The 21216-nt window shown below is 71.2% G+C and carries 15 protein-coding genes and 6 pseudogenes; 12 read left to right on the top strand and 9 right to left on the bottom strand.

Going from position 1 to position 21216, the window contains the following annotated elements; genetic code table 11:
• Positions 1–47: 47 nt before the first annotated feature.
• Positions 48–1046: a tRNA dihydrouridine(20/20a) synthase DusA gene (gene dusA / locus LJB71_RS02620; protein WP_259302985.1), complete on the bottom strand. Its 999-nt coding sequence runs from the start codon at positions 1044–1046 to the stop codon at positions 48–50.
• 83 nt (positions 1047–1129) lie between these two features.
• On the opposite strand from dusA, the pseudogene acnD reads away from it, so the two are divergent.
• From acnD to LJB71_RS02600, 4 genes and pseudogenes are all read left to right on the top strand, one after another.
• A pseudogene (gene acnD / locus LJB71_RS02615) lies at positions 1130–3761 on the top strand (Fe/S-dependent 2-methylisocitrate dehydratase AcnD).
• Positions 3762–3871: 110 nt separating this feature from the next.
• The gene (locus tag LJB71_RS02610) at positions 3872–4198 is read left to right on the top strand and encodes a DUF2782 domain-containing protein (protein WP_259302984.1); all 327 of its coding nucleotides are present in this window, start codon (positions 3872–3874) and stop codon (positions 4196–4198) included.
• A gap of 19 nt (positions 4199–4217) precedes the next feature.
• Positions 4218–5621 (top strand): phospholipase D-like domain-containing protein, encoded by a 1404-nt coding sequence (locus tag LJB71_RS02605; protein WP_259302983.1) that lies wholly within the window; start codon positions 4218–4220, stop codon positions 5619–5621.
• 373 nt (positions 5622–5994) lie between these two features.
• Entirely contained in the window at positions 5995–6243 is a 249-nt protein-coding gene (locus LJB71_RS02600) for a hypothetical protein (RefSeq protein ID WP_259302982.1), read from the top strand.
• Between the two features lie 40 nt (positions 6244–6283).
• Here LJB71_RS02600 and uvrD read toward each other — a convergent pair.
• A pseudogene (gene uvrD, locus LJB71_RS02595) lies at positions 6284–8472 on the bottom strand (DNA helicase II).
• 30 nt (positions 8473–8502) lie between these two features.
• Positions 8503–9135: a TIGR00645 family protein gene (locus LJB71_RS02590; RefSeq protein WP_259302981.1), complete on the bottom strand. Its 633-nt coding sequence runs from the start codon at positions 9133–9135 to the stop codon at positions 8503–8505.
• A gap of 210 nt (positions 9136–9345) precedes the next feature.
• Between LJB71_RS02590 and LJB71_RS02585 the strand changes: the two genes are divergently transcribed.
• Together LJB71_RS02585 and LJB71_RS02580 are read left to right on the top strand one after the other, a co-directional pair.
• On the top strand, positions 9346–10857 hold the full coding sequence (locus LJB71_RS02585; protein WP_259302980.1) for an MFS transporter: 1512 nt from the start codon (positions 9346–9348) through the stop codon (positions 10855–10857).
• Positions 10854–11574: pseudogene (locus tag LJB71_RS02580) on the top strand (glutathione binding-like protein). The gene LJB71_RS02585 and the pseudogene LJB71_RS02580 overlap by 4 nt, the downstream one beginning before the upstream one ends.
• 59 nt (positions 11575–11633) lie before the next feature.
• Here the strand turns inward: LJB71_RS02580 and LJB71_RS02575 are convergent.
• The 4 genes and pseudogenes from LJB71_RS02575 to LJB71_RS02560 all read right to left on the bottom strand — a co-directional run bounded on the left by LJB71_RS02575 (position 11634) and on the right by LJB71_RS02560 (position 13954).
• Entirely contained in the window at positions 11634–12176 is a 543-nt protein-coding gene (locus LJB71_RS02575; RefSeq protein ID WP_259302979.1) for a S9 family peptidase, read from the bottom strand.
• A 101-nt stretch (positions 12177–12277) separates the two neighbouring features.
• Complete coding sequence (locus LJB71_RS02570) at positions 12278–12763, bottom strand: DPP IV N-terminal domain-containing protein (RefSeq protein ID WP_259304835.1); 486 nt, start codon at positions 12761–12763, stop codon at positions 12278–12280.
• Between the two features lie 32 nt (positions 12764–12795).
• Positions 12796–13453: pseudogene (locus tag LJB71_RS02565) on the bottom strand (DPP IV N-terminal domain-containing protein); the annotation flags it as partial.
• Between the two features lie 180 nt (positions 13454–13633).
• Positions 13634–13954, bottom strand: a complete 321-nt coding sequence (locus LJB71_RS02560; RefSeq protein WP_259302978.1) for a hypothetical protein — start codon at positions 13952–13954, stop codon at positions 13634–13636.
• Positions 13955–14097: 143 nt separating this feature from the next.
• Between LJB71_RS02560 and LJB71_RS02555 the strand changes: the two genes are divergently transcribed.
• The 3 genes and pseudogenes from LJB71_RS02555 (at position 14098) to aroE (ending at position 17015) form a co-directional block, all read left to right on the top strand.
• The gene (locus tag LJB71_RS02555) at positions 14098–15087 is read left to right on the top strand and encodes a pteridine-dependent deoxygenase (protein ID WP_259302977.1); all 990 of its coding nucleotides are present in this window, start codon (positions 14098–14100) and stop codon (positions 15085–15087) included.
• Between the two features lie 49 nt (positions 15088–15136).
• Positions 15137–16135, top strand: coding sequence for a porphobilinogen synthase (hemB, locus tag LJB71_RS02550; RefSeq protein WP_259302976.1), 999 nt, complete (start codon positions 15137–15139; stop codon positions 16133–16135).
• A pseudogene (gene aroE / locus LJB71_RS02545) lies at positions 16132–17015 on the top strand (shikimate dehydrogenase). Before hemB ends, aroE begins: the two are co-directional and overlap by 4 nt.
• Here the strand turns inward: aroE and LJB71_RS02540 are convergent.
• A pseudogene (locus tag LJB71_RS02540) lies at positions 17016–17559 on the bottom strand (gamma carbonic anhydrase family protein).
• Positions 17560–17608: 49 nt separating this feature from the next.
• On the opposite strand from LJB71_RS02540, the gene LJB71_RS02535 reads away from it, so the two are divergent.
• On the top strand, positions 17609–19021 hold the full coding sequence (locus tag LJB71_RS02535) for a coniferyl aldehyde dehydrogenase (protein WP_259302975.1): 1413 nt from the start codon (positions 17609–17611) through the stop codon (positions 19019–19021).
• 27 nt (positions 19022–19048) lie between these two features.
• Positions 19049–19822, top strand: a complete 774-nt coding sequence (gene xth / locus LJB71_RS02530) for an exodeoxyribonuclease III (RefSeq protein WP_259302974.1) — start codon at positions 19049–19051, stop codon at positions 19820–19822.
• 110 nt (positions 19823–19932) lie between these two features.
• Here xth and LJB71_RS02525 read toward each other — a convergent pair whose 3' ends face one another.
• Complete coding sequence (locus LJB71_RS02525) at positions 19933–20187, bottom strand: GlsB/YeaQ/YmgE family stress response membrane protein (RefSeq protein WP_259302973.1); 255 nt, start codon at positions 20185–20187, stop codon at positions 19933–19935.
• Between the two features lie 359 nt (positions 20188–20546).
• Here LJB71_RS02525 and rsmG point away from each other — a divergent pair, with 359 nt between their 5' ends.
• A complete protein-coding gene (gene rsmG / locus LJB71_RS02520; RefSeq protein ID WP_259304714.1) occupies positions 20547–21182 on the top strand; it encodes a 16S rRNA (guanine(527)-N(7))-methyltransferase RsmG in 636 nt (211 codons plus the stop codon).
• Positions 21183–21216: the final 34 nt, after the last annotated feature.

Here is a 21216-nt window from a genome sequence, read left to right as displayed (position 1 = left end):
CATTCAGGCAAGTGCCGCCGGTCGCACCTCGTCGCGCAGGCGCCGGCTCAGGCCGCCTGCGCGCGCCCGGTCAGGGCCAGCGCCTGCTCCACCAGCGCCCAGCCGGCACCGGGCTTGTGCGCGCCTTCGCTCAGCACCTGCCGGAACGCGCGCCCGCCGGGCTGGCCGGCGAACAGCCCCAGCAGATGGCGGGTGATGTGCTTGAGGAACACCCCGCGCGCCAGCTGCGCCTCCGCGTAGGGCCGGTAGGCGCGCAGCAGCTCGCTGCGGGAACGCAGTTCACCGCCGAACCAGCGCACATCGAGCGCATGCAGCAGATAGGGCGTGTGGTAGGCGGCGCGGCCGAGCATCGCGCCATCGACGTGGGCCAAGTGCGCGGTGGCCTCCGCCGCATCGGCGATGCCGCCGTTGACCACCACCTGCAGCGCCGGCCGCTCGCGCTTGAGCCGGTAGGCCCAGTCGTAGCGCAGCGGCGGCACCTCGCGGTTCTCCTTGGGCGACAGGCCCTGCAGCCAGGCGTTGCGCGCGTGCACGACGAATGTCCGGCAGCCGGCCGCGGCCACGGTATCGATGAAGGCGAGGAAGCGCTCCCATTCGTGATCGTCGTCCACGCCGAGCCTGCATTTGACCGTCACCGGCACACCGGGCACGGCGGCGATCATCGCCGCCACGCTGTCGGCCACCAGCGCCGGCTCGCGCATCAGGCAGGCGCCGAAGCGGCCGGCCTGCACCCGGTCGGACGGGCAGCCGCAGTTGAGGTTGATCTCGTCGAAGCCGGCCTCGGCCGCAATCCGCGCCGCCTGCGCCAGCAGCGCAGGCTCGCTGCCGCCCAGCTGCAGCGCCACCGGATGCTCGCTCGGATCCATCGCCAGCAGGCGCGCGCGGTCGCCGTGGATCACCGCGTTGGCATGCACCATCTCGGTGTACAGCCGCGCGTGCGGCGCCAGCACGCGGTGGAAGGCGCGGCAATGGCTGTCGGTCCAGTCCATCATCGGGGCGACGGACAGGCGCAGCTGGTCGGCGGCAATGACGGGCGAGGCGTTCACGCCGCGCATTGTACGGAGCAGGGGCAGCCGCGGCGGCGATGCGCGACAATGGGGCGATCCGTTCGATGCAACCCGCCGCCATGATGAACACCAGCTACCGCAAGCCCCTGCCCGGCACCGCCTTCGACTATTTCGACGCGCGCGAGGCGGTGGACGCCCTGCAGCCCGGGGCCTGGGCGTGCCTGCCGTACACCGCGCGCGTGCACGCCGAGAACATCGTGCGCAAGGCCAGTCCCGAGCACATCAACGATTACCTGCGCCAGCTGATCGAGCGCCGGCGCGATCTCGATTTCCCGTGGTTCCCCGGCCGCGTGGTCTGCCACGACATCCTCGGCCTGACCGCGCTGGTGGATCTGGCTGGCCTGCGCGAGGCGATCGCCGCGGCCGGCGGCGACCCGGCGCAGGTGAACCCGGTGGTGCCGGTGCAGCTGATCGTGGACCACTCGCTGGCGGTGGAAGCGCCCGGCTTCGACCCACGAGCCTTCGCCAAGAACCGCGCGATCGAGGACCGCCGCAACGCCGACCGCTTCGATTTCATCGAATGGTGCCGGCGCGCCTTCGACAACGTGGACGTGATCCCGGCCGGCAACGGGATCATGCACCAGATCAACCTGGAGAAGATGGCGCCGGTGATCGATGCCCGCGACGGCGTGGCCTTCCCCGACACCTGCGTCGGCACCGACTCGCACACCCCGCACGTGGACGCGCTGGGCGTGATTGCCGTGGGCGTCGGCGGGTTGGAGGCGGAGAGCGTGATGCTGGGCCGCGCCTCGATGATGCGCCTGCCGGAGATCGTGGCGGTGGAGCTCTCCGGCCGGCCCGGCCCCGGCATCACCGCCACCGACATCGTGCTGGCGCTGACCGAATTCCTGCGCAAGGAGAAGGTGGTCGGCGCGTATCTGGAATTCCGCGGCGAGGGCGCCGCCGCGCTGACGATCGGCGACCGCGCCACCATCAGCAACATGGCGCCGGAATACGGCGCGACCGCGGCGCTGTTCTTCATCGACGACAACACGCTCGACTACCTGCGCCTGACCGGCCGCAGCGAGGCCCAGGTGGCGCTGGTGGAGACTTATGCCAAGACCCTGGGCCTGTGGGCTGGTGATCTGGCGCACGCGCAGTACGAACGCACCTTGCATTTCGATCTGTCCACGGTGGAACGCACCCTGGCCGGCCCGTCCAACCCACACCGCAAACTGCCGGTGGCGGCACTGGCCGAGCGCGGGATCGCGGATGCGGCCAAGCTGAGCTGCCGCGCACGCCGACGAGGCCGCAGGCCGGCTGCCGGACGGCGCGGTGATCATCGCCGCCATCACCAGCTGCACCAATACCAGCAATCCGCGCAACGTGATCGCCGCCGGGCTGCTGGCGCGCAACGCCGCCGCCCGCGGCCTGGCGCGCAAGCCGTGGGTGAAGACCTCGCTGGCGCCCGGCTCGCGGGTGGTGGAAAGCTACCTGAAGGACGCCGGCCTGCTGCCGGCGCTGGAGCAGCTTGGCTTCGGCATCGTCGGCTTCGCCTGCACCACCTGCAACGGCATGAGCGGCGCGCTGGACCCTGCGATCCAGCAGGAGATCATCGACCGCGATCTGTACGCGGTGGCGGTGCTGTCGGGCAACCGCAACTTCGACGGCCGCATCCATCCCTATGCCAAGCAGGCGTTCCTGGCCAGCCCGCCGCTGGTGATCGCCTACGCGCTCGCCGGCACCATCCGCTTCGACATCGAGAAGGACGTGCTCGGCACCGATGCCGAGGGCCGGCCGGTGCGGCTGAAGGACCTCTGGCCCAGCGATGAAGAGATCGACGCCATCGTGCGCGCGCACGTCAAGCCCGAGCAGTTCCGCGCGGTATACGGGCCGATGTTCGCGCCGCGCGCGCAGGGCGAGCGCGCGCAGCCGCTGTACGCCTGGCGGCCGCAGAGCACCTACATCCGCCGCCCGCCGTACTGGGACCGCGAGGGCGTGGGCGCGCTGGCGGCCTACCCGCGCACCCTGCGCGGGATGCGCGCGCTGGCGGTGCTGGGCGACAACATCACCACCGACCACCTCTCGCCCAGCAACGCGATCCTGCCCGACAGCGCCGCCGGCGAGTACCTGGCGCACATGGGCCTGCCGGAGGAGGACTTCAACTCCTACGCCACCCATCGCGGCGACCACCTGACCGCGATGCGCGCCACCTTCGCCAATCCCAAACTGCTCAACGAGATGGTACGCAATCCGGACGGCAGCATCCGCCAGGGCTCGCTGGCGCGGCTGGAGCCGGAGGGCACGGTGATGCGCATGTGGGAGGCGATCGAGACCTACATCGCGCGCCGCCAGCCGCTGATCGTGATCGCCGGCAAGGACTACGGCCAGGGCAGCTCGCGCGACTGGGCCGCCAAGGGCGTGCGCCTGGCCGGGGTGGAGGCGGTCGTGGCCGAGGGCTTCGAACGCATCCACCGCACCAATCTGATCGGCATGGGCGTGCTGCCGCTGCAGTTCCAGCCGGGCACCACCCGCCTCACGCTGGGCATCGACGGCAGCGAGGTGTTCGCGGTCGAAGGCCAGCCGGCGCCGGGCGCGACCCTGACCCTGGTGATCCAGCGCAAGGATGGCCAGCGCGCGGAGGTCGCGGTCATCTGCCGCCTGGACACCGCCGAGGAAGTGGCGATCTACCAGGCCGGCGGCGTGCTGCAGCGGTTCGCGCAGGATTTCCTGGAAGGCGCCGGCAGTCGCTGACGGCCCGGCCTGCGGCGCGGTGTTCCGCCCACCGCGGCGCGGCCGGCGTCCCGTGCGTGGCGCCTCGCTCGAACGGCGCACGGGACGCCGCCCGCCCGCGACAGGCGCGCATGCCATCGCGCATACTGCCGGGCAACGCCCACGAGGATTCCGCCATGCGCAGCGCCCTGATCGCCGGTCTCCTGCTCGCCCTGTCCGCCTGCACCACGGTGCCGCCGGAGGACATGCTCGCGCGCAACGCCACTCCCGCGACCCGCACCGAATCGAACGGCGATGTCATCACCGAATACCGCAACGGCGGCCGCCTGGTCATGGTCAAGGTGGTGCCGCTGCGCGGGCCGACCTACTACATCTACGACCGCAACGGCGATGGCGTGGTGGACGAGCGCGACAGCCGCGGCGGCCCGATGACCTACTACAAGCTGTTCAGCTGGTAAGCCCGCGACGGGCAGGCGCATGCTGCCGGCCTCGCTGCCCCCGTCCCTCGCGCATGCGTTCAGCCTGCTGCACGTGGCCGCGGTGGCGGTCGGCCTGCTGCTGTATGTCGCGCTCACCCATTCCGGGCGCCAGCGCCGGCCGCCCTCGGCGGCCCTGGCCTGGGTGATCGCGCTGATCGCCTTCCCCTATCTGGCGCTGCCCGCCTACCTGCTGCTGGGCACCCGCAAGCTGGCGCATGCGCGCGCGCCGCTCGACCCGCCGCCGGCCACGCCCGCGGCGGCGACCGCCAACTGGGCCAGCGCGCTCACCCGCGGGCTGGACCTGCCGCCGCCGCGGCGCTGCGCCGCGCTGCGGATCGAACCCGACGGCGCGCGCGCGCTGCGGGCGCTGCTGGACCTGCTGGATACGGCCCGCACGCGGATCGACATCGAGGTGTTCCTGCTGCGCGCCGATGCGGTGGGCGTGCAGCTGGCCGCGGCGCTGGCGCGCGCGCATGCGCGCGGGGTGACGGTGCGGGTGCTGCTGGACGGGCTGGGCGCCTTCGCCGGGCATCGCCGCACCCTGCGCCTGCTGCGCGGCAGCGGCGCGCAGGTGCGCTGGTTCTCGCCGCTGCGGCTGCGCCTGCACCCGCAGTTCGGGCGCGGCAATCTGCGCAACCACCGCAAGCTGGTGGTGGTGGACGGCACCCGGCTGTGGACCGGCGGCCGCAACCTGGCCCGCGAATATTTCCTCGGCGATGCGCAAACGCCGGCCTGGGACGACCTCAGCCTGCTCGCGGACGGCGGTATCGCGCGCGACGCGGCGCGCCTGTTCGCGCGCGACTGGGCGCTGGCCGGGGGCGATCCGGCGCCGCCGGCGGCGGAAAACACCAACGAGGCGGAGGACGGCACGCTGGCGCAGCTGCTGCCCAGCGGCCCCGACCGCCGCGACGATACCGCCTATGCCCTGCTGCTGGGCGCGATCCACCGCGCCGATGCGCGCGTGCTGCTGGCCACGCCCTACTTCGTTCCCGACGACGCGCTACAGCTGGCGCTGGTGCTGGCCGCCCGCCGCGGGGTGCAGGTGGAGCTGCTGCTGCCGGCGCGCTCCAACCACCGCCTGGCCGACATCGCACGCGCGCGCAGCCTGCGCGAGCTGTCCGCGGCCGGGGTGCGCATCCACCTGCTGTCGCGGATGCTGCACGCCAAGGCCTTCGTGATCGACGCCGCGCTCGCCAGCGCCGGCTCGATCAACCTCGACGGGCGCAGCCTGTTTTTGAACTACGAGCTCAACGTGCTGCTGCACGATCCGGCCCGGATCGATGCACTGGCCGGCTGGTTCGCGGCGCGCCGCGCGCAATCCTCACCCTACGTCGCGCGCGCGCCCGGCTGGCTACGCGACGTGGGCGAAGGCATGGTGCGCGCGCTGGGGTTCCAGCTGTAGCCGTAGCCCCGCTTTTTTGGGTCGAAGCCTTTTTTCGGTAGGCTGGAAAAGCAGGTGTTCGACCGGACCGGCCGGTAGGAACAGAAGCCAACACATCGCTCCCGCGATTGCTGCCGCGGGCGGCCCGCAAGGAGCGCTCCATGCATTCCCGATACCCTACGCACGACACCATCGCATATCTCCACAACGCGCAGCGCCGCTGTGCCTGCGGCCACGTCCGCGCAGTCGCGCGCGCATGCGCACGCAGGTTGCCGGCATACAACCGCCCCACCCTGCGCTGCGATGACTGCGGCACGCGGGTGGAGCAGCCGGATCCAGTGACTGCCACCTCCCCCGCCAATCCGCCGCCACGGTGGCAGCATCGCCTCTGGCCATGGCATCGACTTCGGGCGCAGAGCCCAATGCATGGCAGGGCAATACCGGCGACTTCCTTTTTCCAGAGCAGGGCCTGGTCTGCTCCAACTGCGGCCATCTGGACGGCGAGAACGACGTGGCGGTCGTGAGAGTGGAGATCGACTCGCCAGAGAGGCCGCATCGCGGCGTCTGGACTTCCTGGTGCCTGGACTGCATCGCCGCGGCAGATGCCGCCGATTTTCCCCTTCCGGACATGGAACCGTGGTGAACCACGGCACGCGGCCGGCCCCGTCTTGCGCCTGCGCCGCTCACGCCGGGCTGAGATGGGCGTAAGCCAGCACCAGCCATTTGCTGCCGACGCCGTCGAAGTTCACCTGCACCCGCGCGTGCGCGCCGCTGCCTTCCACGTCGGTGACGACGCCGGTGCCGAAGGTGGGATGGCGGACGCTTGCGCCCAGCCGGACCGGCGCCTCCTCCAGCACGGCGTGGCCGGCAGCGCGGCGCGGCACGGCGGCGAGCGGGCGCGCGCCGGACGCGGGCTGCGGCTTCGGGCGGATCTCGCGCAGCAGGGCTTTCGGGATCTCGCGCAGGAAGCGCGACGGCATCCCGTACAGGTCGCTGCCGTGGATGCGCCGGCGCTCGGCATGACACAGCACCAGCTGCTGGCGCGCGCGGGTGATGCCGACGTAGGCCAGCCGCCGCTCCTCCGCCATGCGCCCCGGCTCCTCGGCCGAGCGCAGGTTGGGGAACAGGCCTTCCTCCAGCCCGACCAGGAACACCAGCGGGAACTCCAGGCCCTTGGCGCTGTGCAGGGTCATCAGCTGCACGCCGTCCTCGCCGGCCTGCGCCTGGCCTTCGCCGGCCTCCAGCGCCGCATAGGCGAGGAAGGCGACCAGCTCCGGCATCGACGCGGCGTCTTCCTCGTCACCCGGCGCGAAGCGCGAGGCCACCGAGACCAGTTCGTCGAGGTTGTCGGTGCGCGAATCCTGCTGCCCGCGCGATTCGTTTTCGTAATGGGCGCGCAATCCGGAGCGCGCCAGCACGTGGTCGGTCTTTTTCCGCCAGCGGCATCGCTGCGGTTTCGTCGGCCAGCGCATCGATCAATTGGAGGAAACCCGCTACCGCGTTGCGCGCGCGCGCCGCCAGCGCCGCCTGCGCGCACAGGCGGCGCGCGGCCCGCCACAGCGATTCGACGTTGGCGCGCGCGGTGCGGCGGATCTCGTCCAGGGTGCGCTCGCCGATCCCGCGCGCCGGGGTGTTCACCGCGCGCTCGAATGCCGCGTCGTCGTCGCGGTTGGCCAGCAGGCGCAGGTAGGCCAGCGCGTCCTTGATCTCGGCGCGCTCGAAGAAGCGCATGCCGCCGTAGACACGGTACGGGATCTGCCGCTTCAGCAGTTCTTCTTCGAACGCGCGCGACTGCGCATTGCTGCGGTAGAGGATCGCGGCATCGCCCCAGCTGCCGCCGCCCTGCACCCACTGCGCGATCCGCTCCACCACGTAGGCGGCCTCGTCGATCTCGCTCCAGGCGGCGTACAGATCGATCGGCTCGCCCTCGCCGGCCTCGGTCCACAGGCGCTTGCCGAGGCGGTCCTCGTTGTGCGCGATCACCGCGTTGGCGGCGTTGAGGATGTTGCTGCTGGAGCGGTAGTTCTGCTCCAGCCGGATGGTCTGCGCACCGGGAAAATCCCGCAGGAAGCGCTGCACGTTCTCCACCTTCGCGCCGCGCCAGCCGTAGATGGCCTGGTCATCGTCGCCGACCACGAAGACCTGGCCACTGTCGCCGGCCAGCAGGCGCACGAAGCCGTACTGGATGGCGTTGGTGTCCTGGAACTCGTCCACCAGGATCTGGCCAAAGCGGTGGCGATAATGCGCCAGCAGCGCCGGGTGTTCGCGCAGCAGCTCGTGCGCACGCAGCAGCAGCTCGGCGAAGTCCACCAGCCCGGCGCGCTCGCAGCGTTCCTGATAGGCGGCGTAGGCACGCAGCAGGGCGTCGTTCCACGGATCGTTCGCCGCCGGCTGGATGTGCTGCGGGCGGCGGCCCTCGTCCTTCTGCGCGTTGATCCACCATGCGATCTGGCGCGGCGGGAACCGGCCCTCGTCCAGCTCCAGCTGCTGCGCCACGCGCCTTGACCAGGCGCAGCTGGTCATCGGCATCCAGCACCTGGAAGCCTTCCGGCAGCTTCGCCTCCTGCCAGTGCAGGCGCAGCAGGCGGTGGGCCAGGCCGTGGAAGGTGCCGATCCACGCGCCGCGCACCTCGCCGCCCAGCTGCGCGGCGATGCGCGCGCGCATCTCGCCGGCGGCCTTGTTGGTGAAGGTCACCGCGAGGATGCCGTGCAGCGGCACGCCGAACACCTCGTGCAGCCAGGCGATGCGGTGGGTGAGCACGCGGGTCTTGCCGGAGCCGGCGCCCGCCAGCACGAGGTAGTGCCCGGGCGCAGCGGAGACGGCCTCGCGCTGGGCCGGGTTCAGCCCGTCGAGGAGGTGGGAGACATCCATCGCCGGGATTTTACCGGCATGCCCGCCGCCTCAGCGGCCGGCGTGCTCGCGCTTGCCCGCGCCGTGCGCCATCAGGCGGTCGGTCCAGGCGATGCCGATGGCCGACAGGATGAACACGCAGTGGATGATGGTCTGCCACATCACCCCGGTGGCGGTGACCTTGGTGCAGGTCTTGCCGATGGTGGCCGCGGCGGCCATGGCGTCGGCCAGCCCGGCGACCTCGCCGCTGCCACACAGCGGCAGCCCGCCGAGGGTGCCGGCCTCGATGAAGGTCTTGAGCAGGTGGATCGAGGAGATGCCGATGATCGCCATCGCCAGCTTCACCTTGAGCACGCTGGCGTTGACGTGGCTCAGCCACTCCGGCTGGTCGGGGTGGTGCTCCAGCTGCATGCGCGAGACGAAGGTCTCGTAGCCGCCGACGATCACCATCATCAGCAGGTTGGAGATCATCACCACGTCGATCAGGCCCAGCACCAGCAGCATGATGTCCTGCTCGCTCAGGCTCACCGCACCGTGGATCAGGTGCCACAGCTCCTTCAGGAACAGCACCACGTACACGCCCTGGGCGACGATCAGGCCCAGGTACAGCGGCAACTGCAGCCAGCGCGAGGAAAAGATCAGGGCGGGCAGGGGCGACAGGCGGGCGCGGGGATCGCGGTGCATTGAGCTGGGGCGGTCGGTAGGGGATGCGGCATTGCAGCGGCTGGCGCCGCCGGCGTCAACCGCTACGGAAATCGTTTGCAATGGCGCACGGGCCCTGTACAAGCCGGGCGCATGGCTGCTGTACTGCATGCGGGGAATGGCGCCGCGGACGGTGCCCTTCGTGGCAACCACCAGCAACCGGCGGGGCGAGATGGCACACCAGCAAACCCGATGGGCGCAGTTCGGCGTCCTCATCACCGTGTTCTTTTCTGGGGCTTCGTCGCCGCCAGCAACGACATCCTGATCCCGGTCTTCAAGAAGGCCTTTGCGCTCAGCCAGGCGCAGAGCCAGCTGGTGTCGGTCGCGTTCTACGCGGCGTACACGGTGGGCGCGCTGGGGTATTTCGGGATCTCGCGCATGCGCGGAGGCGACCTGCTGCAGCGTATCGGCTACCGCCGCGGCATCGTCCTCGGGCTGCTGCTGTCGGCGCTGGGCACCCTGCTGTTCTATCCGGCCGCCAACAGCGGCTCGTTCGCGCTGATGCTGTCGGGGCTGTTCATCGTCGGGCTGGGCTTCGCGCTGCAGCAGATCGCCGCCAACCCGCTGGCGATCGTGATGGGCAACCCGGCCACCGGCGCGCAGCGGCTGACCCTGGCCGGCGGCATCAACAACCTCGGCACCACGGTGGGGCCGCTGCTGGTGAGCCTGGCGATCTTCGGCAGCGTGGCCGCGAACAACGACGTGGCCAGCATCGAGAGCGTCAAGATCCCGTACCTGGTGCTGGGCGCGGCGTTCGTGCTGGTGGCGCTGCTGCTGTGGCTGTCGGCGCTGCCCGACCGCATCGACCTGGACGCGGTGGCGCGCGACGAGGCCGCGGATGCCGCGAAGCTGGCCGACCGCGGCTCCGCCTTCGCGTATCCGCAGCTGGCGCTGGGGATGCTGGCGATCTTCGTGTACGTCGGCGTGGAGGTCTCCACCATCAGCAACCTGCCGGCCTACCTGCACGAGGGACTGGGCATCCAGACCCACCGCCTGGCGCCGTATGTCTCGCTGTACTGGGCCAGCCTGATGATCGGCCGCTGGACCGGCGCGGCCGGCGCGTTCGAGCTCGGCGCGGGCGCGCGCCGGGTGCTGACCTGGGTGCTGCCGTATCTCGCATTCGGCGTGTACCTGGCGGTGAATGCGATCGCCCGCCACGACGTGTCGCCGTTCTTCGGCTATGCCGGGGTGATCGTGGTGATGATCGCCGCCGCCCTGCTCAGCCGCGGCAACCCGGCGCGGATGCTGCTGTACTTCGCGCTGTGCGGGATCGCGGCGCTGCTGCTCGGCATGGCCACCACCGGCAAGACCAGCATCTTCGCCTTCATCAGCGTGGGCCTGTTCTGCAGCACGATGTGGCCGTGCATCTTCGCGCTGGCGATCACCGGCCTGGGCCGCCACACCAACCAGGGCAGCAGCCTGCTGATCATGATGATCATGGGCGGCGGGCTGGTGAGCTGGGCGCAGGGCGCACTGGCGGATGCGGTCGGGGTGCACGCCAGCTTCTGGGTCGGGGTGGCCTGCTTCGCGTACCTTGCGTTCTACGCGCTGCGCGCCGCGCGCGCTGCGCGCGCAGGGCATCGACCTCGACCTCCTGGCCGCGCAGCGCGGGCACTGACGGCGCGCCGCGCAACGCCGCGTTGCCGCCCGCGCAACGGCGGTGGCGATAGAGTGGCGCATCCGCCCACGGAGCGCCCGCCATGATCGACCTGTATTACTGGCCCACCCCGAACGGCCACAAGATCACCCTGTTCCTGGAGGAAGCCGGCCTCGACTACCGGATCGTGCCGGTGGACATCGGCAAGGGCGCGCAGTTCGCGCCGGAGTTCCTCGCCATTTCGCCCAACAACAAGATGCCGGCGATCATCGACCACGCGCCGGGCGACGGCGGCGCGCCCATTTCCATGTTCGAATCCGGCGCGATCCTGCGCTATCTGGCGGAGAAGACCGGCCGCTTCGACGGCGTGGCCGCGGGCGCCGATGCCGCCCGCGCGCGCCGGCAGCGGATCGAGGTGGACGAATGAAGTGTGCTGGCAGGTGGCCGGGTTGGGCCCGATGACCGGACAGTACGGCCACTTCCACGTGTACGCGCCGGAGGACGTGCCCTATGCGAAGGCGCGCTACCGCAATGAGGCGCTGCGCCTGCTGGGCGTGCTGGAGACGCGCCTGGCCGGGCGCGAGTGGATCGCCGGCGCCGGCTACAGCATCGCCGACATGGCCGCCTACCCGTGGATCAACGCGTATGACCGGGCGCCGCTGGATCTTTCCCCGTTCCCGCACCTGCGCCGCTGGCAGGCGGCGATCGCGGCGCGCCCGGCCACCGCGCGCGCCTACGCGCTGGCCAGGCAGGTGAACCCGAACGCGGGCCAGCCGCTGTCGGACGAGGAAAAGCAGGTGCTGTTCGGGCAGGGCGCGCGCTGAGCCCGGAGCGATACCGGCGCCCGCGGGCGCCGGCGTGCAGGACGCTGGCGATGCCGTAGTCAGGACTGCGGCTTCAGCTCGAACTCCTTCGGTGGCTCGGCGCCCAGCAGGTTCCTGACGAAGTAGTCCCAGCGCCGGCGCATCACGTAGTGGCTGTCAGCGCCGTAGCCGTGGCGCGCATGCGGCAGCAGCAGCAGGTCGAAGTCCTTGTTGGCCTTGATCAGCGCGTCCACCACCAGCAGGGTGGACTGCGGCGGCACGTTGTCGTCCATCATGCCGTGCAGCAGGAACAGCTTGCCTTTGAGGTTCTTCGCCAGCGAGGCGTTGTCCTGGCCAGTGTAGTTGGTGGTGCCGTCCGGTTTCTTTTCCAGCAGGCCCTGGTAGCGCTCGCCCCAGTCGTCTTCGTAGCTCAGGTTGTCGTGGTTGCCGGATTCGGCGATGCCTACCTTGTACACGTCCGGGTAGCGGAACATCGCCGCCGCGGTGGCGTTTCCGCCGCCGGAATGGCCCCAGATGCCGGCGCGCGCGGTGTCGATCCACGGATAGCGCGCACCCAGCTGCTGCAGCGCCGCCACCTGGTCGGGCAGGGTGTTGTCGGCCATGTTGCCGTAGCAGCTGTCCTGGAACGCCTTGCTGCGCAGCGGCGTTGCACATGCCGTCCAGCGCGATCACCACGAAGCCCAGCTCGGCCAGCGCCTGATGGTCACCATGCGCGGGCTGGAAGCTGCGGCTGCGCACCGAGCCGACCTGCGGGCCCGGGTAGATGTAGGTGATGATCGGGTACTTCTTGTTCGGGTCGAAGTGCGACGGCCTGAACAGCTGGCCGTAGAGATCGGTCTTGCCGTCGCGCGCCTTCACCGTGAACGCCTGTGGCGGCCCAGCCGGCGGCCTTCAGGCGGGCGAGGCCGGCGCGCGCGAGCTCAGCCACCTGCTTGCCGGCGGCATCGCGCACCACCGCCACCGGCGCGCTGTCGATGGTGGAATGCAGGTCGAGGAAGTACTTGCCGTCGGCCGAGACGGTCGCGGTGTGGTTGGCGTTCTCCGGGGTCAGCAGGCGCACGCTGCCGTCGTCCATGCCGACCGCGTACACGTGCACGTAGTACGGATCGCGCCCGGCCTCGCGGCCGACGCCGGTGACCAGCAGGGTGCGCGTGGCCGGATCAGGTGCAGGATGCGGGTGACGTTCCACTCGCCGCGGGTGAGCTGGCGCTTCTCCTTGCCAGTGGTGAGGTCATGCAGGTACAGATGGCCCCAGTTGGACTTCTGGGCTGAACCACAGGAACTCGTTGCTCTCCGGCAGGTAGCGCCAGTTCACCGCATCCAGCGCCGGCGCGCTCTGGTACTGGGTGGCCACGGTCTCGGTGTACACGTCGCGCACCTTGCCGTTGGCGGCGTCGGCCACGCGCAGGGTCGCGGATTTGTGCCCGCGGTCGGTGCTGACGAAGGCCAGGGTCTTGCCGTCGCGCGCCCACTGCACGTCCTCCCAGCCATTGCCGCAGACGATGTCGTCGGCGCAGGTGGAGCGGTGCTGGTCGGGCGGCATCTGCAAACGCACCAAACGCGGCGCGTCACCGGAAAGATCGATGATCACGCGCTCGATCAGGGTCACGTCCTTGTCGCCGGCGAACGGGTATTTCCACTGCTCGACCCTGGGCGCACCGACGTTGGTGGCGACCAGGGTCATGGTGCTGGTCTTGCGCTGGTCCTGGCGGAAGGTGGCGATCTTCCTGCCGTCCGGCGACCACACCACGATCGCGTTGTCGGTGTGCTTCCAGCCGGCGTTGTCGGTGGCGTAGCCGTAGTCGGGCGCACCGTCGAAGGTGAGCTGGGTCTCCTTGCCAGTGGCGACGTCGCGCAGCCACAGGTTCCAGTCGCGCACGAAGGCCTCGCGGGTGCCGTCCGGCGACGGCGCGCCCGGCTCGCTGCCGGACGCGGCGCGCGCCACCGCCTTGCAGCCGGCGGCATCGCAACGGAACGTGCCGATACCGAACGTGCTGGTCAGCAGCAGCGCGCCGGCGGCGGCGCGCGTTGATCTCCAGCGGCGGCAGCCGCTCCGCGGTCACCGGCCGGCCCTTGCCGCCGGCGGCCGATTGATGGCATCGGCCAGGGCCTGCGGATCGAACGCGGGCGCGGACGTGCCGGTGGCGGGATCGAACCGCAGCACGCGGGTCTTGCCGTCGGTCTGCTCGCGGTACACCAGGGTGCCATCGTCCAGCCACTGGCCGCCGCTGACCAGGTGGTCCACCAGCGGCGCGGTGCGGTCGCCCAGCATGCTGGCCGCGCGCGCATAGTCGGCCGCGGTCACCGCCTGCGCGGCGGCGCCACCCGCCATCAGCAGTCCCCCTGCCAGCAGGCAGGCCGCCATGTCGATTCGTCCCATCGCATCCTCATCCGATCCTCGCGCCCAGGCGCAACGCCCGCGATCCTAGCGCGTCGCCGCCGCGGCGACCCGTGCCGATGGTGGGGGAGGCCGGAAGCGCGGCGTCGGGGCCGACCGGGGCGCGCGCTATCATGCACGGCCTGATGTCGCTGCCCTCCACCGCCTCCCCGCCCGCCGCGCTGCGGATCGACCACGTGACCGCACCGGCGGCGGCGCTGCTGGCCGACCCGCGCACGCTGGCGGTGTTCGGCTTCGGCGCGGCGGCGCCGACCGGGCAGGCCGATCCGCGCTATCTGCACGTGGCCCTGCCCGCGTTCGGCCAGGCCCCGCTGGAATGCTGGAGGGTCGACGCCGAGGTCGCCCACGGGCGCGACGACGGCATCGCCTGGAGCGCCGGCGGCGGGCTGCAGTTCGGGGCGTTGGAGATCCCGGACGACGGCGACGGCGAGGCGGCGGCGGCGGAAGCCTATGCCCGCCTGCGCCGCTGGCTGGCGCAAGGGGATTTCCCACATCCGCTGCGGATCTGGAACTACATGGACGCGATCACCGCAGGCGAAGGCGATGACGAGCGCTACCGCCGCTTCTGCGTGGGCCGCGCGCGCGGCATCGGGCGCGAACTGGCGCCCGGCGAACTGCCCGCGGCCACCGCGATCGGGCATCCGCAGCGCACCGGCCGCTTCCAGCTGTACTGGCTGGCGGCGCGCGAGGCCGGCACGCCGCTGGAGAACCCGCGCCAGCTGCAGGCCTGGCGCTACCCGCGCCAGTACGGCCCACAGCCGCCCGGCTTCGCGCGCGCGCTGCTGCCGGCGTCCGAGGCGATGCCGCTGCTGCTGTCCGGCACCGCCGCGGTGGTCGGGCACGCCTCGCAGCACGACGATTCGCTGCGCGGGCAGCTGCAGGAAATCCTCACCAACCTGCGCAGCCTGATCGCCACCGCGCGCGCGCTGCGCCCGGCGCTGCCTGCGCATCCGGGTGCGCAGGCGCGGCTGAAGGCCTACGTGCGCGATGCCGCCGCGCTGCCGGCGGTGGACGCCTGGCTGCAGGCGCAGCTGCCGGAGGTGCCGCGGATCGTGCTGCACGGCCACGTCTGCCGGCGCGAGCTGCGGGTGGAACTCGACGGCATCCTGCGCTGAGCGCCCGCCAGCGCTGCGGCCACGGTGAACGCGGGCGTACACTGGCAGCATGGAAACCACCGCCCGCCACCTCCCCGTCCGCCCGCGGCGCATGCGCCGCGATGAGTTCTCGCGCCGGCTGATGCGCGAGACCGTGCTCACCTGCAACGACCTGATCTACCCGGTATTCGTGCACGAAGGCCACGGCCGCGTGCCGGTGTCCTCGATGCCGGGCGTGGAGCGGCTGTCGATCGACGAGCTGCTGCGGGTGGGCGAGCAGGCGCTGGAACTCGGCATACCCGTGATCGACCTGTTCGGCGTTCCAGACCCGGCCAGCAAGACCGCCGACGGCCGTATCGCCTGGGACGAGAACGGCATCGTCCCGCGCGCCATCCGCGCGCTGAAATCGCGCTTCCCCGAACTCGGGGTCATGACCGACCAGGCGCTGGACCCGTACACCACCCACGGCCAGGACGGGCTGATCGACGAGAGCGGCTACATCCTCAACGACGAGACCATCGAGGCGCTGGTGAAGCAGTCGCTGGTGCACGCCGCCGCCGGCGCCGACATCCTCTCGCCCAGCGACATGATGGACGGCCGCATCGGTGCGATCCGCGCCGCGCTGGAAGCGGGCGGCTTCATCCACACCCGCATCATGGCCTACAGCGCCAAATACGCCAGCGCCTTCTACGGCCCGTTCCGGGACGCGGTAGGCAGCGCCGGCAACCTCGGCAAGGCCGACAAGTTCACCTACCAGATGGACCCGGCCAATTCCGACGAGGCGCTGCACGAAGTCGGCCTCGACCTCGCCGAAGGCGCCGACATGGTGATGGTCAAGCCGGGCCTGCCCTATCTCGACGTGCTGTACCGGGTGAAGCGGCACTTCAAGCGCCCCACCTTCGCCTACCAGGTCAGCGGCGAGTACGCGATGATCCAGGCCGCCGCCGCCAATGGCTGGATCGAGGGCAGGAAGGTCGCGCTGGAAGCGCTGCTGGCGTTCAAGCGGGCGGGCGCCGACGGCATCCTCACCTACTTCGCACTGGATGCCGCGCGCTGGCTGCGCGAATGAGCCTCGAACGATCCCGCAAGGAGAGCCCCATGCACCGCTATGCCGTGTTCGGCTCGCCCGTCGCGCATTCGCAGTCGCCGCGCATCCACGCCACGTTCGCGCGGCAGACCGGGATCGCACTCGAGTACGTGGCGATCGAGGCCGGCCATGCCGATTTCGCCTCCCGTCTCGCCGCCAGCGGCGTGGACGGAGCCAACGTCACCCTGCCATTGAAGGAGGACGCCTTCGCGCTGTGCCGCTCGGTCAGCACGCGCGCCCGGCGCGCCGGCGCGGTGAACACGCTCATCCGCGAGCCCGCCCCGCGGAGGCGGGAGGCGACGGCTGGCGCGGCGACAACACCGACGGCCTCGGCCTGGTACGCGACCTGACCGAGCGCCACGGCCTCGACCTGCGCGATCGCCGCGTGCTGCTGCTGGGCGCCGGCGGGGCCGCGCGCGGGGTCGCCCCCGCGCTGCTGGACGCCGGCATCCGCGCGCTCTACATCGCCAACCGCACCGCGGCCCGCGCCGACGCGCTGGCGGATGCGCTGGGCGAGCCGGCGCGGGTGCATCCGCGCGGCTGGGACGATCTGCCCGCGCTGGGCGAATTCGACCTGCTGGTGAACGCCACCTCCGCCACCCGCGGCGGCACGCTGCCGGCGCTGCCGATGGCGCTGGCCGGCCCGCGCAGCGTGGCGGTGGACCTGGGCTATGGCGAGGCCGCGGTGCCGTTCCTGGCCTGGGCGCGCGCCGCCGGCTGCGTGCGGGCGCTGGATGGGCTGGGCATGCTGGTGGAGCAGGCCGCGGAAAGCTTCCTGCTCTGGCACGGCGTGCGCCCGGACACCGACCCGGTCTATGCACAGCTGCGCGCGCAGGCCGACGCGCTGGTCAGCGCGGACTGATCAGCCCAGGTACGCGTCCTTCAGCCGCACATAGTGCGCGGCGCTGTAGTACAGCGCCCTCGATCTCGGCATCGCTCAGCAGCCGCGCCTTGCGCGCCGGGTTGCCCAGCCACAGCTCGCCTTCGCCCACCACCTTGCCCGGCGGCACCAGCGCGCCGGCGCCGACGAAGGCGTGCGTCTTCACCACCGCGCCGTCCAGCACGATCGCGCCCATGCCGATCAGCACCGCGTCCTCGATCGTGCAGGCGTGGACGATCGCCTTGTGGCCGATGGTGACGTCGCTGCCGATGCGGGTGGCAAAGCCGCCCAGTTTCGCGTGCGGGCCGTCGTGGCTGACGTGGATGACGCTGCCGTCCTGAATGTTGGTGCGGTCGCCGATGCGGATGAAATTGACATCGCCGCGGATCACCGTGTACGGCCACACCGAGACGTCGTCGCCCAGCACCACGTCGCCGATCACGCTGGCGCGGGGATCGACGTAGACGCGCGCGCCGAGGGAGGGGGAAATGCCGCGGTAGGGACGGATGTCGATGTCTGCAGGCATGCCCGGATTATCGCTGGATTCGCGCGCCATCCGCACTACACTGGCCCGTATGGACACCGCCGCCGATACCCCGACCGCCGACCTGCGCCCCACCCTCGACCGCCTGCGCGCCGCCTGGCAGCAGCGCAAGCCGGACTACGCCCAGCGCCGCGACGACCTGCGCCGGCTGCGCGCGGCGCTCAAGCCGCGGCTGGACGAAATGGCGCGCACCATCGCCGCCGACTTCGGCCACCGCGCGCTGGATGAAAGCCGGATCGCCGACGGCATGACCGTGCTCAACGACATCGACCACCTGCTGGCGCACCTGCGCGGCTGGATGCGCCCGCGGCGGGTGGCCGTGGACTGGCGGTTCTGGCCGGGGCGGGCCTGGATCGAGCCGCATCCGGTCGGCGTGGTCGGGGTGATCGCACCGTGGAACTACCCGGTCAACCTCGCGCTGATCCCGCTGGCCACGGCCATCGCCGCCGGCAACCACGTGTATCTCAAGCCCTCCGAGCACACCCCGCGCACCAGCGCGTTCCTGCGCGCGCTGCTGGCGGAGGTGTTCCCGCCGGAGCGGGTGGCGGTGGCCACCGGCGGCGCCGAGGTGGGCGCCGCGTTCGCGGCGCTGCCGTTCGATCATCTGGTGTTCACCGGCTCCACCGCAGTCGGGCGCAAGGTGATGGCCGCCGCCGCGCCCAACCTGACGCCGCTGACCCTGGAGCTGGGCGGCAAGTCGCCGGCGATCGTGTGCCCCGACTTCCCGCTGCAGAAGGCCGCCGCGCGGATCGCCACCGGCAAGTGGTTCAACGGCGGCCAGACCTGCATCGCGCCCGACTACGTGCTGGTGCCGGCCGACCGCCGCGACGCCTTGGTGGGCGCGCTGCGGCGCGAGGTGCAGGCGCGCTACGGCGCCAACCTCGACAACCGCGACGACTACACCCGGATCGTCAATGCTGGCCAGTACGCGCGCCTGCAGGGCTACCTCGACGATGCGTGCACGCGTGGCATCGAGGCCGTCACCCTGGCCGGCAACGCCGACCCGGCGCAGCGCCTGCTGCCGCCCACCGTGCTGCTGGACCCGGACGACGATGCGCGGGTGATGCAGGAGGAAATCTTCGGCCCGATCCTGCCGGTGAAGGGCTACCGCACGCTGGAGGAGGCGATCGCCTACGTCAACGCGCACGACCGCCCGCTGGCGCTGTATCCCTTCAGCGAAGACCGCGCCACGGTGCGCCGCATCCTCGACGCCACCCTGGCCGGCGGGGTGAGCATCAACGACACCCTGTTCCACTTCGCGATCGGCAACCTGCCGTTCGGCGGCATCGGCCCCAGCGGCATGGGTGCCTACCACGCGCGCGCCGGCTTCGACGCCATGAGCAAGTCGCTGCCGGTGTTCCGGCAGGCCCGCTGGACCGCCGCCGACCTGCTCAAGCCGCCGTACGCGAAGGTGCGCTGGCTGCTGGACCGTATCATCCGCTGACCATCGCCGCGCGCCGGGACTCCACGGATGAAGATCGCCAGCTGGAACGTCAATTCGCTCAACGTGCGCCTGCCGCAGCTGCAACAGTGGCTGCAGGAGGCCGCGCCGGACGTGGTGGGCCTGCAGGAGACCAAGCTGGAGGACCACCGCTTCCCGGACACGGCGCTGCTGGAGGCCGGCTACCGCAGCGTGTTCCACGGCCAGAAGACCTACAACGGGGTGGCGATCCTGGCGCGCGAGCGCGCCATCGAGGACGTGCAGACCGGCATCCCCGGATTTGCCGACGCGCAGGCGCGCGCGATCGCGGCGACGGTGGGCGGCGTGCGCATCGTCAACCTGTACGTGGTCAACGGCCAGGACGTGGGCACCGAGAAATACGCCTACAAACTGCGCTGGCTGGAGGCGGCACGGGGCTGGATCGCAGACGAACTGCAGCGGCATCCGACGCTGGTGGTGCTGGGCGATTTCAACATCGCCCCGGATGATCGCGACGTGCACGACCCGGCCACCTGGAACGACGGCCACATCCTCACCTCCACCGCCGAGCGCGACGCGCTGCGCCGGCTGCTGGCGCTGGGCCTGCACGATGGGTTCCGGCTGCACTGCGAGGAAGGCGGCGTGTTCAGCTGGTGGGATTACCGGCAGGCCGCGTTCCGCCGCAACCTGGGCCTGCGCATCGACCTGACCCTGGTCTCGGAGGCGCTGCGCGGCGCCACCGTCGAGGCCGGGATCGACCGCACCCCGCGCACCTGGGAGCGCCCCAGCGACCACGCGCCGGCATTCGTCACCCTGGCGCGCTGAGCGCGCCGCGCCAATCGACATGCCCGCAACGGTGAAGGCCCGGCGAAGCGGGCCTTCACAGGACCTCCCTGTCGCGCCGCGCCGTGGGGAGGCCGGCGCCGGCAGCGGCGTCAGCGCACGCTGCCGCGGCGGAACAGGTTGACGATCGCCAGCAGGATGATCGCGCCGATCAGGGCGGTGATCAGGTAGCCCACCCAGCCAGCGAAGCTCAGGCCGACCATCGGCAGCACGTAGCCGCCGATCACGCCGCCGATGATGCCGACCACGATGTTGAGGATGATCCCCTGCTGGGCGTCGGTGCGCATGACGATGCTGGCCAGCCAGCCGGCGATGCCGCCGACGATCAACATGACGATAAGGCTCATGGACTGTGCACTCCTGGAATGATGTGGATGGTGACCGGACCCGACGCACGCCGAACCCGTGACTACCGGAACCATACCCCCGCCCGGCGGGTCGCAGCATGCCTGCAGGTGCGTGATGACCGCCTTCGCACCGCTGACCGGGCATTCAGCAATGCCGGCGCGGCGTGAAAGAACCTCTGATCAACTCAGAGGTTCCCGCCGGCCATGGAGGGCTGACCACGAATCAATCATGCAAGTGATTGATTCGTTTGAGCCAGTCCGGGCCTGTACCGGGCCCGGCGTGGGCTGACAACGCCTGGATGGCGTTGTTCAGCCCTTCCTGAAGACGGGTCGGCGCGCGGCATACTGTGCGCATGACCCTGGACATCGCCGCCCTGCGCCCCGAGCTCGAAGCCGGGCTGGCGCAGCTTTCGCAGGACCCCGCCCTGGCCGCGCCGCTGCTCGACTACCTCGCGCTGCTGGCGCGCTGGAATGCCACCTACAACCTCACCGCGATCCGCGACGTACGCGAGATGCTGGCCAAGCACCTGCTGGATTCGCTGGCGATGCAGCCATTCGTGCGCGACCTTCCCACCCTGGCCGATCTCGGCACCGGGCCGGGGCTGCCCGGCATCCCGCTGGCGATCGCCACGCCCGGGCTGCGGGTGGCGCTGGTGGAAAGCAACGGCAAGAAGGCGCGCTTCCTGCGCGAGGCGGTACGCCAGCTGAAGCTGGGCAACGTGCAGGTGGCCGAATCGCGGATCGAGGCGTTCCGCCCGGCCGCGCCGTTCGCGGCCATCACCGCGCGCGCGCTGGCCACGCTGCCGCAGATCCTGGCGCTGGGCGGCCACCTGCTGGCGCCTGCCGGCCGCCTGCTGGCGATGAAGGGCGTGGTCCCGGCGGACGAGATCGCCGCGCTGCCGCCCGGCTGGCAGGTGGCGGCCATCCATCCGCTGCAGGTTCCCGGACTCGCGGCCGAACGCCACCTGCTGGAAATCGCGCGGGCGCAGGCATAGGGCATAATCGACCGTCCCCGGGCCGCCCCGCGCA

This window comes from Thermomonas sp. S9 (assembly GCF_024704365.1).
Classification (GTDB): domain Bacteria; phylum Pseudomonadota; class Gammaproteobacteria; order Xanthomonadales; family Xanthomonadaceae; genus Thermomonas.
This window is presented reverse-complemented; position numbering and strand designations above follow the sequence as displayed.

Excerpts from the sequence above, each read along its gene's own strand:
- LJB71_RS02610 (WP_259302984.1), top strand. The coding sequence starts at position 3,872 with ATGCCATCGCGCATACTGCCGGGCAACGCCCACGAGGATTCCGCCATG.
- LJB71_RS02605 (WP_259302983.1), top strand. The coding sequence starts at position 4,218 with ATGCTGCCGGCCTCGCTGCCCCCGTCCCTCGCGCATGCGTTCAGCCTG.
- LJB71_RS02600 (WP_259302982.1), top strand. The coding sequence starts at position 5,995 with ATGGCATCGACTTCGGGCGCAGAGCCCAATGCATGGCAGGGCAATACC.
- LJB71_RS02590 (WP_259302981.1), bottom strand. The coding sequence starts at position 9,135 with ATGCACCGCGATCCCCGCGCCCGCCTGTCGCCCCTGCCCGCCCTGATC.
- LJB71_RS02585 (WP_259302980.1), top strand. The coding sequence starts at position 9,346 with ATGGGCGCAGTTCGGCGTCCTCATCACCGTGTTCTTTTCTGGGGCTTC.
- LJB71_RS02575 (WP_259302979.1), bottom strand. The coding sequence starts at position 12,176 with ATGGCCGACAACACCCTGCCCGACCAGGTGGCGGCGCTGCAGCAGCTG.
- LJB71_RS02560 (WP_259302978.1), bottom strand. The coding sequence starts at position 13,954 with ATGGGACGAATCGACATGGCGGCCTGCCTGCTGGCAGGGGGACTGCTG.
- LJB71_RS02555 (WP_259302977.1), top strand. The coding sequence starts at position 14,098 with ATGTCGCTGCCCTCCACCGCCTCCCCGCCCGCCGCGCTGCGGATCGAC.
- hemB (WP_259302976.1), top strand. The coding sequence starts at position 15,137 with ATGGAAACCACCGCCCGCCACCTCCCCGTCCGCCCGCGGCGCATGCGC.
- LJB71_RS02535 (WP_259302975.1), top strand. The coding sequence starts at position 17,609 with ATGGACACCGCCGCCGATACCCCGACCGCCGACCTGCGCCCCACCCTC.
- xth (WP_259302974.1), top strand. The coding sequence starts at position 19,049 with ATGAAGATCGCCAGCTGGAACGTCAATTCGCTCAACGTGCGCCTGCCG.
- LJB71_RS02525 (WP_259302973.1), bottom strand. The coding sequence starts at position 20,187 with ATGAGCCTTATCGTCATGTTGATCGTCGGCGGCATCGCCGGCTGGCTG.